We start from the raw sequence: 14258 nt of genomic DNA on the forward strand, positions 1-14258 counted from the left end.
GTTAAAATTGTATATATTCTCGCAACTGTCCTGTAATAAAGACTTAACTCAAATTGAAAAGCCTGCTTCATCTTAGATTTAAAAATATAAATAAAGCACCATAGGCATGAAGCTGCATAAGTATCAACCCATATAATTTAAAACTACTCATCCCCTAAAAAATAAAAGCCTGAAGGCCAATAAAACTAACCTTCAGGCTTTTAACTTTCTCCCATCAATTCCGAATCAAATGATCAAATGCACCTAAAGCTGCGGTTGCACCTGATCCCATCGAAATAATGATTTGTTTATAGGCGCTGTCTGTGCAGTCGCCTGCAGCAAATACGCCAGGGATGTTTGTTGCGCCTTGTTTGTCGACGATAATTTCACCCATGCGGGTACGTTCAATCGTGTCACCTAACCAGTCGGTGTTAGGTACTAGGCCGATTTGAACGAATACACCCTGCAATTCAATGTGATGAACTTCTTCCGTTTCACGGTCAATGTACGAAATACCATTCACTTTGTCTGTACCGGTGATTTCTTTTGTTTGGACGTTCTTTAGGACTGTTACGTTCGGTAGGCTGTAAAGGCGTTCCTGAAGTACTGTATCAGCTTTCAGTTCTGGCATGAATTCAAGAACTGTGACATGTTTCACAATACCTGCCAGATCAATTGCTGCTTCAATACCGGAATTACCGCCGCCGATAACGGCAACATGTTTTCCTGCAAATAATGGACCGTCACAGTGAGGGCAGTATGCTACCCCTTTGTTTTTAAACTCTGCTTCACCAGGCACGCCAACGTTGCGCCAGCGGGCACCTGTTGATAGGATGACGGTTTTACTTTTTAGAACCGCTCCGTTTTCGAGTTCAAGTTCGATAAGGTCTTTCTTTTCTAGACGCTTGGCACGCTGTAGATTCATTACATCAATGTCATACTCTTTGACATGTTCTTCAAGGCTTGCGGCAAGCTTAGGACCTTCCGTGTATTTCACACTGATAAAGTTTTCAATACCCATCGTGTCCATGATCTGTCCGCCGAAGCGTTCAGCAACAAGACCTGTACGAATGCCTTTACGTGCTGCATAGACAGCTGCACTTGCGCCAGCTGGTCCGCCGCCAACAACAAGAACATCATATGGATCCTTATCAGAAAGCTCTGATGCATCTGGGCCTGTTCCAAGCTTCGCCAGAATTTCTTCAAGCGTCATACGGCCGCTGCCGAAAGATTCACCATTCAGAAAAACGGTTGGCACAGCCATGATTTCTTTGCTTTCAACTTCTTCTTTAAAAGCTGCACCGTCAATCATGGTATGTGTAATGCCAGGATTGAAAATACTCATTACGTTCAGAGCCTGTACAACATCAGGGCAGTTATGGCAGCTTAGGCTGATATAGGATTCAAAGTGGTATTCGCCCTTAATGCTTTTCACTTGATCAAGTACACTTTGATCAACTTTTGGAGCTCTGCCGCTTACTTGCAATAGTGCCAAAACTAACGATGTGAATTCGTGTCCGAGAGGGATACCAGCAAAAACTACGCCGGTATCTTCACCGATACGATTCACGCTAAAGCTTGGCGTTCTCTGCAATTGTGCATTTTCTACCTTAATTTTAGGTGACATGGTGGCTAATTCATCCACTAGAGCCAGCATGTCGCGGGATACGTCATCGGAACCTGTGCTTACTTTAAGCAGGATCTCGCCCTCCATCATTTGAAGGTATTGGGCTAATTGTGCTTTTATATCTGCATCTAGTATCATTTGTCGTGCTCCTTAAATCTTCCCTACAAGGTCAAGGCTTGGTTTAAGGGTTTCAGAACCTTCTTGCCATTTCGCTGGGCAAACTTCGCCAGGATTGTTGCGAACATACTGTGCTGCTTTAATCTTGTTAAGAATTGTACTTGCATCACGGCCGATACCGCCTGCATTAATTTCGACAGTTTGGATGATACCGTCTGGATCGATGACAAATGTACCGCGTTCAGCAAGACCTTCTTCTTCGTTTAGCACGTCGAAGTTACGTGAAATCTTTTGTGAAGGGTCGCCGATCATAACATATTTAATTTTGCCAATCGCTTCTGAATGATCGTGCCATGCTTTGTGTGTAAAATGCGTATCAGTTGAAACAGAATATACTTCAACGCCAAGTTCTTTCAAAGCTGCATATTCGTTTTGCAGATCTTCTAATTCAGTAGGGCATACGAATGTAAAGTCCGCAGGATAGAAGCAAACTACACTCCATTGACCTTTAAGGTTTTGTTCAGAAACATCGATAAACTCACCGTTGTGAAAAGCTTTTGCTGCGAATGGTTTTACTTCTTTTCCAATTAGTGCCATAATTGATTTTCCTCCTAGGTGTGTAATTAAATATAAATAGCATGCCATAGATGATGGCAAATATACTATTTAAAAATAATTATTATAATTAAATATCAATTATTGTATAAAACTATTTATCTTGTCAAGGCTTAGTATGGGGTTTCGTTTTGTTACGGTTTATGTAGGATTTAACTCAAAAAAATAATAGAAAATAACTATATAAATTGAATGAAAACGCTTAGATTCGCAATGCTAAGCTATCTTTTTTGTTATTTTGTAACTAATAAAAAGGAAAAAGAGGTCCTCAATAACCCCTCTTCCTCCTGTATTTTTTATATAAAATAAATTTACAACTTATTTTCCCTTTTCCCCCTTTCCGACAATCAAAACACTGCTCAAACGCCTCGTCCCTACACTGTCCCGCAATCGGCTTGCACGGATCGAATCCAGGGTTGCTTAAAACTTATACGGTCTCATCATTTCATGGTCTTCGTGTCCTAAAATATGGCAGTGCCATGGGTATATTCCTGTGAAGGGACCAAAGCGCGCGATGATGCGGGTGACTTCTTTAGGGTTGGCTCGAACGGTATCCTTTCAGCTCCTCTCGCTTGGTTCAGGTGGTTTTGGCGGACCGGCTTTAAGGACGGTGCCATTTAGATTGCCGGTAAATGGTGTACGATTCAATATTTGAAAGGTGACGAGGTGCAAGTGGATGGGATGTGTGTCTGGCGTTGTGTTGTAAAGCTCTCAAATCCCGATAGTTCTGTTATAAAGGGTTTCTGTAATAGGCAGATCCCATTCAAGATTTGACGCGAAATTGCATAATTTGGCTGAGATCCTTAGAAGGGGCTTCTCCGTTCGTAAAAGGGGCTGGTGTTGTTTGTTTAAATGATTTCTTGGCCTTTATGATTCGTAAAATATAGAAACCGGCAAGCCCGGCATATACATTTAAACGAGTGATGCCAAGTGCGTGATCATGATAACAAAGCGTGGCCGGACGTTGGCAATTAGGATTAGGCTCGTTTTGCTTTGCTTCGAAGGCAGGACCTGGATACATTCCGTTGTAACCCCATACAGTAGTCGGAGGCAAATCGCGATGCATCTTTTGTTTCATTTGCTCCATCGTGACGTTATAGAACGGTAGGCCTTCCCGCTTGCCATTTGGTTTTATGACAGGAGGAATCGGCAATTCATCAACAAACTTCTTTAAGAACATGTAACTGCCTCCTTTAAAAGAGAGAGTGCTTTTCAGTATATGAGGTTATAGATGGATTGAGTATAAATAGAATCTTTCATGAAGACGTTCTTCAAATAATTAAATGAATTTTATTCAATATAACGGAAAATTCTCCAAAGGGCTGCGCAAAAAATATACTGCTGCCAGATCCCAAAAATAAAGCTGCTCATGAATTGCTTGATCAAAAAATAATTTTTTGAGATGGTTCTGCATAGTAGATAAGGTTGACAAAAAGCCTCACCTCATGATAATTAAATAGTGTTTAGCACTCGCGATATTTGAGTGCCAACTCGCTATCATCCATCTTACACTTTTCAATCTGAAAGGAGACCTATTCATGACAAAAAAGCAGTTTAAAGCGGAGTCAAAAAGACTGTTGGAAATGATGATTAACTCGATTTATTCTCAGAAAGAGATTTTTTTGAGAGAGTTGATTTCAAATGCGAGTGATGCGATTGATAAAATCTATTACAAAGCATTGACGGATGAATCCCTAAGCTTTGAAAAGGATCAATATTATTTAAAAGTGTCTGCGGATAAGGAAAATCGTACGCTTGCGATCTCAGATACTGGGATTGGAATGACGAAGGAAGAGCTTGAAGCGAATCTTGGAACGATTGCGAAGAGCGGCTCTTTGGCGTTTAAAAATGAAAATGAATCGAAGGATGGGCATGATATCATCGGTCAATTCGGGGTTGGTTTTTATTCAGCTTTTATGGTAGCTGACGAGGTTACGGTGATTTCCAAGGCGTTAGGTGAAGATACTGCCTATAAATGGGGATCTGAAGGAGCAGATGGCTATACAATTGAGGAAGTAGAAAAGGATACAGTAGGTACTGCGATTATTCTAAAAATCAAAGAGAATACAGAAGATGAGAAATATGATGAGTACTTGGAAGAGTATCGCTTAAAATCGATCATTAAAAAATACTCTGATTTCATTCGTTACCCAATTAAAATGGATGTGACATCTAGAAAGCTTAAAGAAGGCAGCGAAAATGAATACGAGGATGTTCAGGAAGAGCAAGTAATTAACAGTATGGTGCCGATTTGGCGAAAAAATAAAAATGAGCTATCGCAAGAGGATTATGAGAATTTCTATACAGAAAAACGCTATGGTTTTGATAAGCCGTTAAAGCATATCCATATTAGCGTTGATGGTGCTGTACGATATAATGCTATTTTATTCATGCCAGAAAATATTCCTTTTGATTATTATTCTAAGGAATTTGAAAAAGGACTTGAGCTATACTCAAATGGCGTATTGATTATGGAAAAATGCGCTGATTTGCTTCCGGATTATTTCAGCTTTGTAAAGGGAATGGTGGATTCTGAAGATCTGTCTCTGAATATTTCCCGAGAAATTTTACAGCATGACAAGCAGCTAAAGCTGATAGCGAAAAATATTAACAAGAAAATTAAAAGTGAGCTGCAAAGCTTGTTGCGAGATGATCGTGAGAAATATGAAGTGTTTTATAAATCCTTTGGCAGACAGTTAAAATATGGGGTTTACAGTGATTTCGGAAGCAATAAGGATGTTTTGCAGGATTTATTGATGTTCTATTCATCCATAGAGAAGAAGCTGGTTACGTTAGATGAATATGTAACGAGAATGCCGGAAGATCAAAAATATATTTATTATGCTTCTGGTGAATCATATGAAAGAATTGAAAAGCTGCCACAGACGGAAGTAGTAGCAGAAAAAGGCTATGAAATTCTATATTTCACTGAGGATATTGATGAGTTTGCCATCCGAATGCTCATGAATTATAAAGAAAAAGAATTCAAATCCGTATCAAGCGGCGACCTGGGCTTCGAAGCAGAGGAAAATAAAGACAGTACTGCTTCTGAAGAAAATGAAAACAAAGAGCTGTTTGACCACATGAAAAACGTTCTAGCAGGCAAAGTGAAGGATGTCCGAGTCTCAAAACGATTAAGATCTCACCCTGTATGCTTCGCAACAGACGGTGAAGTGTCCATAGAAATGGAAAAAATCTTAAGCGCTATGCCGGACAACCAAAATATTAAAGCGGACAAAATTTTGGAAATCAACATTAATCATGAGGTGTTCAGTGCCTTAATGAATGCGTTTGTAACGGATAAAGAAAAAGTGAATTTATATACAAACCTGCTGTATAACCAGGCGCTTCTCATTGAAGGCTTGCCAGTCCAGGATCCAGTAGAGTTTACGAATGATATTTGCAAAATCATGGTATAAAGCCATGATGTCAAAAGAGCACGGTTAACGCCCGTGCTCTTTTCTTTTCAGCTTTGTTAAAGTCCATGGTTGATATTTTTACATAGTTGATTGGAGCGGAAATCAACTGAACAAAGTCTTTTTAAACAGAATCATGATTTTACATCATTGATCCGTCTTATGCGATAATGTACAAAAAACAAACAGAGGGATTTCCATGAATGAACAAGACTATGACCGATTGCTTCGTATAAAAACTGCCGGGACGCTGCAGCTCTTGAATCAATCGATTCATTATAATCGTTATGAAGCAACGCCCTATGAAGCATTAGATGCTCTTTTTAATGAATATGAATTAAAGAGGACGGATGGAGTCGTCGATTTTGGTTGCGGGAAGGGCAGGCTGCCGTTTTATGTCCATCACCGTTTTCATGTATCGGTGACAGGTGTTGAAATGAGTGGGCCGCTGTACCAGGATGCGCTTGAAAACAAGGCGGGCTATATGCAAAAAGTTAAAAAAACACGCGGCTTTATCCGCTTTGAAAGAGGGCTGGCAGAGGAGTATGAGGTTGAGCCTGCGGATAATATTTTTTATTTCTTTAATCCTTTTTCCGTCCAAATTTTTATGAAGGTTGTAAATAACATTTTAAAATCAGTGGAGCAGTATAAGAGAGCGGTTGACTTAATTCTATATTATCCTACCACTGAGTATATTCAGTTTCTCGAAAGTGCCAGTATCTTTAAACTCTTAAAGGAAGTAAAGGTGCACGAGTTGTATGATCAAAATGAGAATGAGAGATTTTTGATTTTTAGGTTTGGGGATTAATTAATTTTCGATAAAGTCCATAAGAAAAAATTTATTTATAACAACCTAATCCAGCAAGATAGTGACCTATTGCAATAATCTCTGACATGTCCTATCGTTAAAGAAAAACCATATTTTTTCAGACAGGATGGATCGTATGGATGAGTTTGATCAGTCCCTTAAGGCGTTTATCGAAGCAGCAGGGTGGCTGGCTCCTTTTCTCTTTATTCTATTGCATTTATTTCGACCGCTTTTCTTTTTGCCAGTGATTGTTGTCTGTATTGCGGGAGGTGTTTTATTCGGTTTTGTTGAGGGGGCATTATTATCCTTTATTGGCCTATCCCTAATGAGTTTTGTTTCTTACGTGCTAGTTAATAAGTTTCCGAGGTTTCGGGAAAAGGTCGGAAAATTGAAGGAAAAAATATTTAAGAACCAAACGCTTACTGTAGGGCAGGTAATGATTTTACGTATCATGCCATTCGTTCATTTTCATTTGCTTTCTCTTTATTTAATGGAATCGGCAAAGTCATTCAAGGAATATATGTATTATTCCTTATTAGGTCTTATTCTGCCAGCGGTCATATATACCGCTTTTGGCGAAGCGATTACAGCGTTTCCCTGGTATTTAACCGTATTGATGATGTTTATCTTAGTGATCATCTTTAGCCTTATTGGAAAATTTAATCAATCCCCCGTGCGAAGAGCTTAATTGAAAAGCGACAACTAAACGTCTGACCCCAGAGGAACTAGCAGTAGGGTCGGGCGTTTTTCGTTTATTTTTATAATTATTAGAGAAAGAATAAAGAGATCATATATTTGCACTATTGTATCTTGATGATTATAATTACTACATAATAATAATTATAAATAAAATTCATTTATTATAATTAAGGAAGTGAACGGCATGTCTGTAAATGATCAAGCAGCGGTTAGGTTCAATAAGGTGAGCTATGCCAATGATGGCCATCAAATACTGAAAAATATAACCGGATGGTTTCCAAAAGGCAGGATTACAACGCTTGTAGGTCCTTCCGGAGCGGGAAAGACATCGTTGTTTAAGCTGTGCAACAGTCTTACCTCTCCGACCTCAGGAGACATTTACATAGGGGATAAAAAAATCGAAAGCTACGATCCTGTCGAGCTTCGCAGAATGGTTGGAATGGCACTGCAAAACGCAACGATGATCGGCGGCACTGTGATGAAAAACCTGGCGCTTCCACTTGAGCTTCAAGGAAAAGAACTGCCGGTGGAAACAGCGGAAGAGCTTGTAAAGGTGGTTGGTTTGGATGAGTCATTTTTAGAGCGTGATACCAGAGATTTATCAGGCGGCCAGCGCCAAAAGGTGTCCATTGCGCGTACCCTTGTGAATCGTCCTGAAATTTTATTGTTAGATGAAATCACTTCAGCGCTGGACCGTGTTTCTCAGCAGGACATTGAAGATCTTATTGTAAGAATTAATCAGAAATATGGTACCACGATGATTTGGATTACCCATAATTTGCAGCAGGCATTCAACGTTGGAGACTATACATGGGTCATGATGGATGGGGAATTGATTGAAGCAGGAGAAAGCTCAATACTTGAGCATTCAAAAAAAGAACGCGTCCAGCGGTTTGTAAAGGGGCAGGTTGAATGAGTTTTCTTACGTTATCCATCACATTAATCTTTGTAATCATTCCGCTTATTTTATCGAAAACACTTAAACTTGGTCTTGAAAAAGATACCGTAATTGCAACCATTCGATCAATCGTTCAATTGCTTGCGGTAGGATTTATTCTTCAATTCGTCTTTGATTCAGAAAACATGATCTATATCCTCTTGATGCTTATTCTTATGATTGGGGCAGCTACGCAAAATGCTCGGAAAAAGGGTGCCGCGATTAAGGGAATCACGTGGAAATTGGTCGGGACATTCATTTTTATAGAAATTCTGACGCAAGGGATTTTACTTGGATTGAATATTACTCCGGCAACTGCGCAATACATTATTCCAATCAGTGGAATGGTCATTGGGAATTCAATGGTCCTGGCTATTTTGTTCCTTAACCGTTTTACAGCTGAAATCGAGAACCATCAAGACGAAGCTGAGCTCATTTTGTCACTTGGCGGTACTCCAAAGCAGGCGATTCATAAACAGCTCATCACCTCCATACAGGCCAGCACTATTCCGACAATCGAAAGTCAAAAAACAATTGGTCTTGTTCAGCTCCCGGGGATGATGAGTGGACAAATCATTGCTGGAGCAGACCCTATTCAAGCTGTCCTATTTCAGCTGCTTATCATATTCCTGCTCTTAACAACAGCGGTTGTCACGAGCGTCATGCTCGGCTTCTTGTCGTATCCAACACTTTTCAATGAACGTATGCAGTTGTTAGATCTTCGAAATAGAGATTCTAAATAAAATAATATAAACATATCGGTCCTTCACTAACGCTTTCATATTAGCGCAGTGAAGGGCTATTTTTCATGTAGGGACATATTTTTATAAAAAGGAGTATGTAGACATAAGAAACTCGTTCAAAGGACTTTTCTATCTTTTTTATCTAAATATTAATTCAATCAGCATGAACTCCCATAGTGTTGAAGGGGTTTTTTTTACTATATATAATAGAAAGTTTATATATATTGTAGTATCATTTACCTAACAAACATCAGTGTGCAACATGTGAGAAAAATCACATAACTAGTAAATAAAATAAGACTGGCAGAAAAGGAGAAAGGCATTGCGATTAATTACGCTGAGCCGGTGTCAACCGGGGATGAAACTAGGTAAATCGATTTACAATGAAAAAGGAAAGGTTTTGTTAGTTCAAGGGACTGAGCTGAGTGCTCGGCTAATTAAGCGATTAGGAAAATACCACGTGTCAACTATTTACATAGAAGATGAAATTTCTGAGGGAATTGAAATAATAGAAGCGATTCCTCCCGAGCTTCGATTCGAAGCGGAAAATACCATCACGGAAGGTTTTTACCAGATTGCTGAGCTTGCTTCAAATAAAAATTTACAAACGATGATGAAATCTGAAAGGGCGATACGCAGCTTTCAAAAAATATTTAAGGATATTTTACATTCACTAAATGGTAATCATCAGGCATTAAATTTATTGGCCACGACAAAAATTCACGAGAATTATGTATACACACATTCACTCAATGTATCGATTTATGCTTGTCAGCTGGCAATAGAGAATGGTTTGCCGTTGAAGACGATTGAAGATATCGGTATGGGTGCGATGCTGCATGATCTGGGCACGGTGTTTGTCCCGCTGGAAATATTAAATAAGCCCGGTAAGCTGACAGATGAAGAATATGAGCAGGTGCAGTCCCACTGTGAGCTGGGATTTGAAATGCTTAGAAAGATTCATGAAATTCCTTTGCCGGTTGCTCATTGTGCACTTCAGCACCATGAACGAATGGACGGCTCAGGTTATCCAAGGGGATTAAAGGAAAATGAAATTCATCGATACGCAAAAATACTAAGCGTTGCAGATGTATTTGACGCGGTGACAAGCCCGCGAGCGTATCGACCTTCAATGCTGCCGCATAAAGGAATTGAACTGCTTTATGCAGGGAGCGGAACGTTATTTGACAGGAAACAGGTGGACTTGTTTAAAGAGGGGGTTGCGATCTACCCTCAAGGTTTGACGGTGGTATTAAATGATGGAAGAAGCGGAATTGTATCAAAATATAATTATCATTCCGTTGGACGTCCCGTGATCAGGGTGATTAAGGATGAAGGAAATCAAGACGTGAAACCGTACGAAATTGATTTATCCACGAAAGATTATTTAACAGTAGAGATTGTAGAAGCGGATGCATTACTATAGCTGAAAAAACCCTCTGACATGATGTCAGAGGGTATTAATGTTCTTTATTTTACATTTTGCATTAACCGTTGAATGATAGGTGCCAGCAAGAAGAGAAGAATACTAAGTACTATAGCTGCTCCTCCAATTATCCCAAAGTACACCATTTCAGTTTCTGGCGTGTAGAATTTAACAATTTGTGCGTTAAGGGCCTGTGCAGCAGCGTTTGATAAGAACCACAGACTCATCGTTTGTGCTGAAAAGGCAGCAGGTGCTAGTTTTGTTGTGGCGGAAAGACCGACCGGTGACAAGCATAGTTCCCCGAGTACAACAATGAAATAGCTAAGCACGAGCCATAGCGGGTTTACCAATGAATCGCTGCCGCCCAAGTAAGCGGGTAAAAGAATGACGATAAATGATAAGCCGGCAAACAATAACCCGAATGAGAATTTCTTAGGTATCGATGGCTGGCGCTCCCCGAGTTTAACCCAAAACCAAGCAAAAAGCGGTGCTAAAAGGATTATAAATAACGGGTTTAACGATTGGAACCAGGCAGGAGATATATGAATTCCTGCAAAGTCCAGATCCGTACGTTTATCTGCATAGCTGGCAAGAATGGTTGAGCCTTGCTCTTGAATCGCCCAGAACATCACAGAAGCGATAAACAGGGGGATATACGCAATAATACGTGACCGCTCGACTGCCGTCGTTTTCGGGCTGCGATACATGACAACGAAATATAATGTCGGCAGCAAAACTCCTAAAATCCCTACAAGTGCGATAAAGGAGCTAAACGTAAGCAGACCTGTTGGAATCGCAATGGCAATCAAGCCAGCTATTACAGCTGCACTCAAACCAATAATCGTAAAAACTTTTTTCTTTTCACCCGGGGACAGCGGGTTTGGTACATACGTCCCAGCCAGGCCAAGATTCTTTTTCTTTGTAAACATAAAGGCGACCAACCCAAAAAACATACCGATTGCCGCAAGTCCAAAGCCTAAGTGGAAATTTTTCATTCCTACTGTTCCCACCACTAATGGTGAAAGGAATCCGCCAAGATTAATCCCCATATAGAAGATGCTGAATCCTGCATCACGGCGATTATCTTCTTCGCTGTACATATCACCGACAATGCTGGATACGTTAGGCTTAAGCAACCCTGTACCGAGAACAATCAGCACCATGGAAACGAAGAACAGGGCGATGCTTCCTGGTATTGCTAACACAATGTGTCCGAGCATAATCAAAATCCCACCGTAAAATACTGCTTTTGACGTACCGAAAATTCTGTCGGCTAACCAGCCGCCAATAATTCCGGACATATACACTAACGACCCATAGATCGACATAATGGCAAGAGCAGTATTTTCAGGGATGCCCAATCCGCCTTTTGACACCTCATAATACATATAGAAAACAAGAATGGCTCTCATACCATAATAGGAGAAGCGTTCCCAGAACTCTGTGAAAAATAGAGTAAATAATCCTTTAGGATGTCCTAAGAAGCCTTTTTGAGGTACGCTTGCCACAATTTTCTGTTTACTTAAATCTGACATAGTTCTACCTCCTTTGTTATTTTAATATAATAACAAAAAGTATTAAATTGTCAAAAAGTATTTATTGTATATTTTTTAGGTATTATGATAGTGATTGCTGTGAATAAGAATATATTTAATAAAATGGATAAATAATGAATTTTTAAAATAAAAACCTCAAATAACTATCGTGTTGAGAAGTGTACGATAGTTATTTGAGGGAAATATTTCAAATGGGAGAATAGTTGTTTTATGAATGTATACGTGAATAGAATTTTGATTGAGGCATGGTTCCTGAAGGGGAGTAAAATCAAAAAGGTATGGACGTAAGTAAAAATAAAAAACACAGTCTTCTGGATTAGTCTAGAAGACTGTGACTGGATTTATCTTTTACCCTTGTTTTTCCCTTTCAAATCAACGCCAATCGCTGCTCCATTTCTGCTTGAGTCTGCAACACCCATATAGGTGTCTTTTGCATGATCGATCAGAATGCTTTGTACGTTTCCAATCGTTGTAGGTTCTGCTCCAAAGCGATGTCCCATTTGATTTAAGTGAGTGAGGATATCCGCAGAAATGTCTTCTTCATAGCGGTACGAGTTAAGATTATTCGTATAGATTCTCGGTTCCTCCACTGCAGCCTTCAGGTCCATATCATACTCAATCGTATGGAGAATAGTTTGAAGTACTGATGTAATGATGGTTGGACCTCCAGGAGAACCAACTGTTAAGACTGGCTTCCCATCTTCAAATACAATGGTTGGCGTCATGCTGCTGAGAGGACGCTTGTTTGGCTGTACCTCGTTGGCTCCGCCAGGTACGGCATCAAAGTCGGTTAATTCGTTGTTTAACATAAATCCGTATCCAGGAACCATAATGCCTGTTCCAAAGACTTGTTCAATGGTTGTTGTGTAGGAGACGACATTGCCCCATTTATCCGCGACGGTGAAGTGGGTGGTTTCCCCGATTTCGCGATCGTCCGGCTGCTCGCTCTTGCTGTAATTAGCTTCAGCTTCTTCATATTTCCACGGGTCGCCGGCTGAAGGTGATTGATTGACTTTATCCAGGCTGATCAGCTGCTGGCGCTCAGCGATATAATCCGGATGAAGCAAGCCGTTTAATGGAACGTTTACGAATTCAGGATCACCTGCATAAACTGCCCGGTCTGCATAGGCAAGATGCATCGTTTCGGCAAGTAAATGATACTTTTCCCATGAACGAACATCATATTGAGAAAGATTAAAGTCATCAAGAATCCCGAGCATTTGCAGCAGGAAGACGCCGCCTGAGCTTGGAGGAGGCATGCTGGCAATTTGGTAGCCCTGATATTCTCCCCAAATGGGCTCGTCTATTGTTACCTCATAGTTTTCTAAATCCCTTGCTGTCATTGAGCCGCCGAAATCCTGCACGGTATCGGCAAGTGCATCAGCGATGATTCCTTCATAAAATGCATCTGTACCTTTTGAGCGGATTAATTTAAAGGTTTTTGCTAGATCCTTTTGAACAAGCTTATCCCCTTCTTCGAGTGGTTCACCTTTTGGCAAAAAGACATCCTGAGCCGACGTTCGCGCTAGTTTTGCCTCATTGTCGGCAATGGCAGACGCTAAAACAGAATCAATTGGAAAGCCTTTTTCCGCAAGCTTGACGGAAGGACCAATTAATTGCTGCATTGGACGCGTTCCCCACATTTCAAGAGCAGTTTCAAGGCCTTTTAATGTGCCGGGTACGCCTACTGCTGTTCCGCCAGTGGAACGCACGGCAAACGGGATCGCTTGTCCATTTTCATCAAGAAACATACCCGGCTCTGCGCCTGCAGGAGCACGTTCACGGCTGTTGATGATGGTGGTTTCTTTCGTTTTTCCATCGTACACCATCATAAATCCGCCACCGCCGATTCCTGACATCATCGGTTCAACAACGGTTAGAGCAAATTGGATGGCAACAGCTGCATCAATCGCATTTCCTCCCTTTTTCAGCACATCCGCTCCGATTTCAGAAGCAAGCGGGTGAGCGGTTACGACCATGCCTCCTTCGGCTGTATCTACCTGACTATATTTGTCATAAACACTGCTTGATTTTTTAGCTTGTCCGTTTAAAGGAAAGCTGCCTATAACTAACAAAACACTAAATAAGATCGCTAAACAATTTCTACACCACTTTTGCATCATGCCCCTCCTTAAGATAACATCATCTATTTATATGGTAAGAAAACAGGAAAGGTTAATCAAGTTATTTATCTAAATATTCTTACAAATAAACCGCACTAACTAGTTATTTGGATTCTTAACATGAAAAAAGGAGGGGGTTATACTTTTAAAATGGGAGGTATGTAACTGTTTTATGCATTAATAAAAGATATTAGTTCCAATTGTTACATGAT

General features: G+C 40.3%; 10 protein-coding genes and 1 pseudogene. 6 read left to right on the top strand and 5 right to left on the bottom strand.

The window, feature by feature from the left end; genetic code table 11:
* Positions 1 to 214: 214 nt before the first annotated feature.
* From ahpF to KP78_RS20370, 3 genes and pseudogenes are all read right to left on the bottom strand, one after another.
* A complete protein-coding gene (gene ahpF, locus KP78_RS03535; RefSeq protein ID WP_041086378.1) occupies positions 215 to 1744 on the bottom strand; it encodes an alkyl hydroperoxide reductase subunit F in 1530 nt (509 codons plus the stop codon).
* Positions 1745 to 1756: 12 nt separating this feature from the next.
* Positions 1757 to 2320, bottom strand: coding sequence for an alkyl hydroperoxide reductase subunit C (gene ahpC, locus KP78_RS03540; RefSeq protein WP_041086379.1), 564 nt, complete (start codon positions 2318 to 2320; stop codon positions 1757 to 1759).
* A 286-nt stretch (positions 2321 to 2606) separates the two neighbouring features.
* Positions 2607 to 3518 (bottom strand): annotated as a pseudogene (locus KP78_RS20370) (multicopper oxidase domain-containing protein).
* A 358-nt stretch (positions 3519 to 3876) separates the two neighbouring features.
* On the opposite strand from KP78_RS20370, the gene htpG reads away from it, so the two are divergent.
* From htpG to KP78_RS03575, 6 genes are all read left to right on the top strand, one after another.
* A complete protein-coding gene (gene htpG, locus KP78_RS03550; protein ID WP_041086382.1) occupies positions 3877 to 5757 on the top strand; it encodes a molecular chaperone HtpG in 1881 nt (626 codons plus the stop codon).
* A gap of 196 nt (positions 5758 to 5953) precedes the next feature.
* Positions 5954 to 6562 (top strand): class I SAM-dependent methyltransferase, encoded by a 609-nt coding sequence (locus KP78_RS03555; RefSeq protein ID WP_041086384.1) that lies wholly within the window; start codon positions 5954 to 5956, stop codon positions 6560 to 6562.
* Positions 6563 to 6698: 136 nt separating this feature from the next.
* Positions 6699 to 7250, top strand: coding sequence for a TVP38/TMEM64 family protein (locus KP78_RS03560; protein ID WP_041086386.1), 552 nt, complete (start codon positions 6699 to 6701; stop codon positions 7248 to 7250).
* Positions 7251 to 7445: 195 nt separating this feature from the next.
* Positions 7446 to 8177, top strand: a complete 732-nt coding sequence (locus KP78_RS03565; RefSeq protein ID WP_041086388.1) for an ABC transporter ATP-binding protein — start codon at positions 7446 to 7448, stop codon at positions 8175 to 8177.
* The gene (locus KP78_RS03570) at positions 8174 to 8941 is read left to right on the top strand and encodes an ABC transporter permease (protein ID WP_041086390.1); all 768 of its coding nucleotides are present in this window, start codon (positions 8174 to 8176) and stop codon (positions 8939 to 8941) included. Before KP78_RS03565 ends, KP78_RS03570 begins: the two co-directional genes overlap by 4 nt.
* A 322-nt stretch (positions 8942 to 9263) precedes the next feature.
* Complete coding sequence (locus KP78_RS03575) at positions 9264 to 10367, top strand: HD-GYP domain-containing protein (protein WP_041086392.1); 1104 nt, start codon at positions 9264 to 9266, stop codon at positions 10365 to 10367.
* A gap of 44 nt (positions 10368 to 10411) precedes the next feature.
* Here the strand turns inward: KP78_RS03575 and KP78_RS03580 are convergent, their stop codons facing one another.
* Together KP78_RS03580 and ggt are read right to left on the bottom strand one after the other, a co-directional pair.
* Complete coding sequence (locus tag KP78_RS03580; RefSeq protein ID WP_041086394.1) at positions 10412 to 11902, bottom strand: peptide MFS transporter; 1491 nt, start codon at positions 11900 to 11902, stop codon at positions 10412 to 10414.
* Positions 11903 to 12264: 362 nt separating this feature from the next.
* Entirely contained in the window at positions 12265 to 14043 is a 1779-nt protein-coding gene (ggt, locus tag KP78_RS03585; RefSeq protein WP_041086395.1) for a gamma-glutamyltransferase, read from the bottom strand.
* Between the last annotated feature and the right edge of the window lie 215 nt (positions 14044 to 14258).

Origin of the sequence: Jeotgalibacillus soli (assembly GCF_000829435.1) — a bacterium.
Lineage (GTDB): Bacteria > Bacillota > Bacilli > Bacillales > Jeotgalibacillaceae > Jeotgalibacillus > Jeotgalibacillus soli.

Coding starts and splice junctions, on each gene's coding strand:
- ahpF (WP_041086378.1), bottom strand. CDS start 1,744: ATGATACTAGATGCAGATATAAAAGCACAATTAGCCCAATACCTTCAA.
- ahpC (WP_041086379.1), bottom strand. CDS start 2,320: ATGGCACTAATTGGAAAAGAAGTAAAACCATTCGCAGCAAAAGCTTTT.
- htpG (WP_041086382.1), top strand. CDS start 3,877: ATGACAAAAAAGCAGTTTAAAGCGGAGTCAAAAAGACTGTTGGAAATG.
- KP78_RS03555 (WP_041086384.1), top strand. CDS start 5,954: ATGAATGAACAAGACTATGACCGATTGCTTCGTATAAAAACTGCCGGG.
- KP78_RS03560 (WP_041086386.1), top strand. CDS start 6,699: ATGGATGAGTTTGATCAGTCCCTTAAGGCGTTTATCGAAGCAGCAGGG.
- KP78_RS03565 (WP_041086388.1), top strand. CDS start 7,446: ATGTCTGTAAATGATCAAGCAGCGGTTAGGTTCAATAAGGTGAGCTAT.
- KP78_RS03570 (WP_041086390.1), top strand. CDS start 8,174: ATGAGTTTTCTTACGTTATCCATCACATTAATCTTTGTAATCATTCCG.
- KP78_RS03580 (WP_041086394.1), bottom strand. CDS start 11,902: ATGTCAGATTTAAGTAAACAGAAAATTGTGGCAAGCGTACCTCAAAAA.
- ggt (WP_041086395.1), bottom strand. CDS start 14,043: ATGCAAAAGTGGTGTAGAAATTGTTTAGCGATCTTATTTAGTGTTTTG.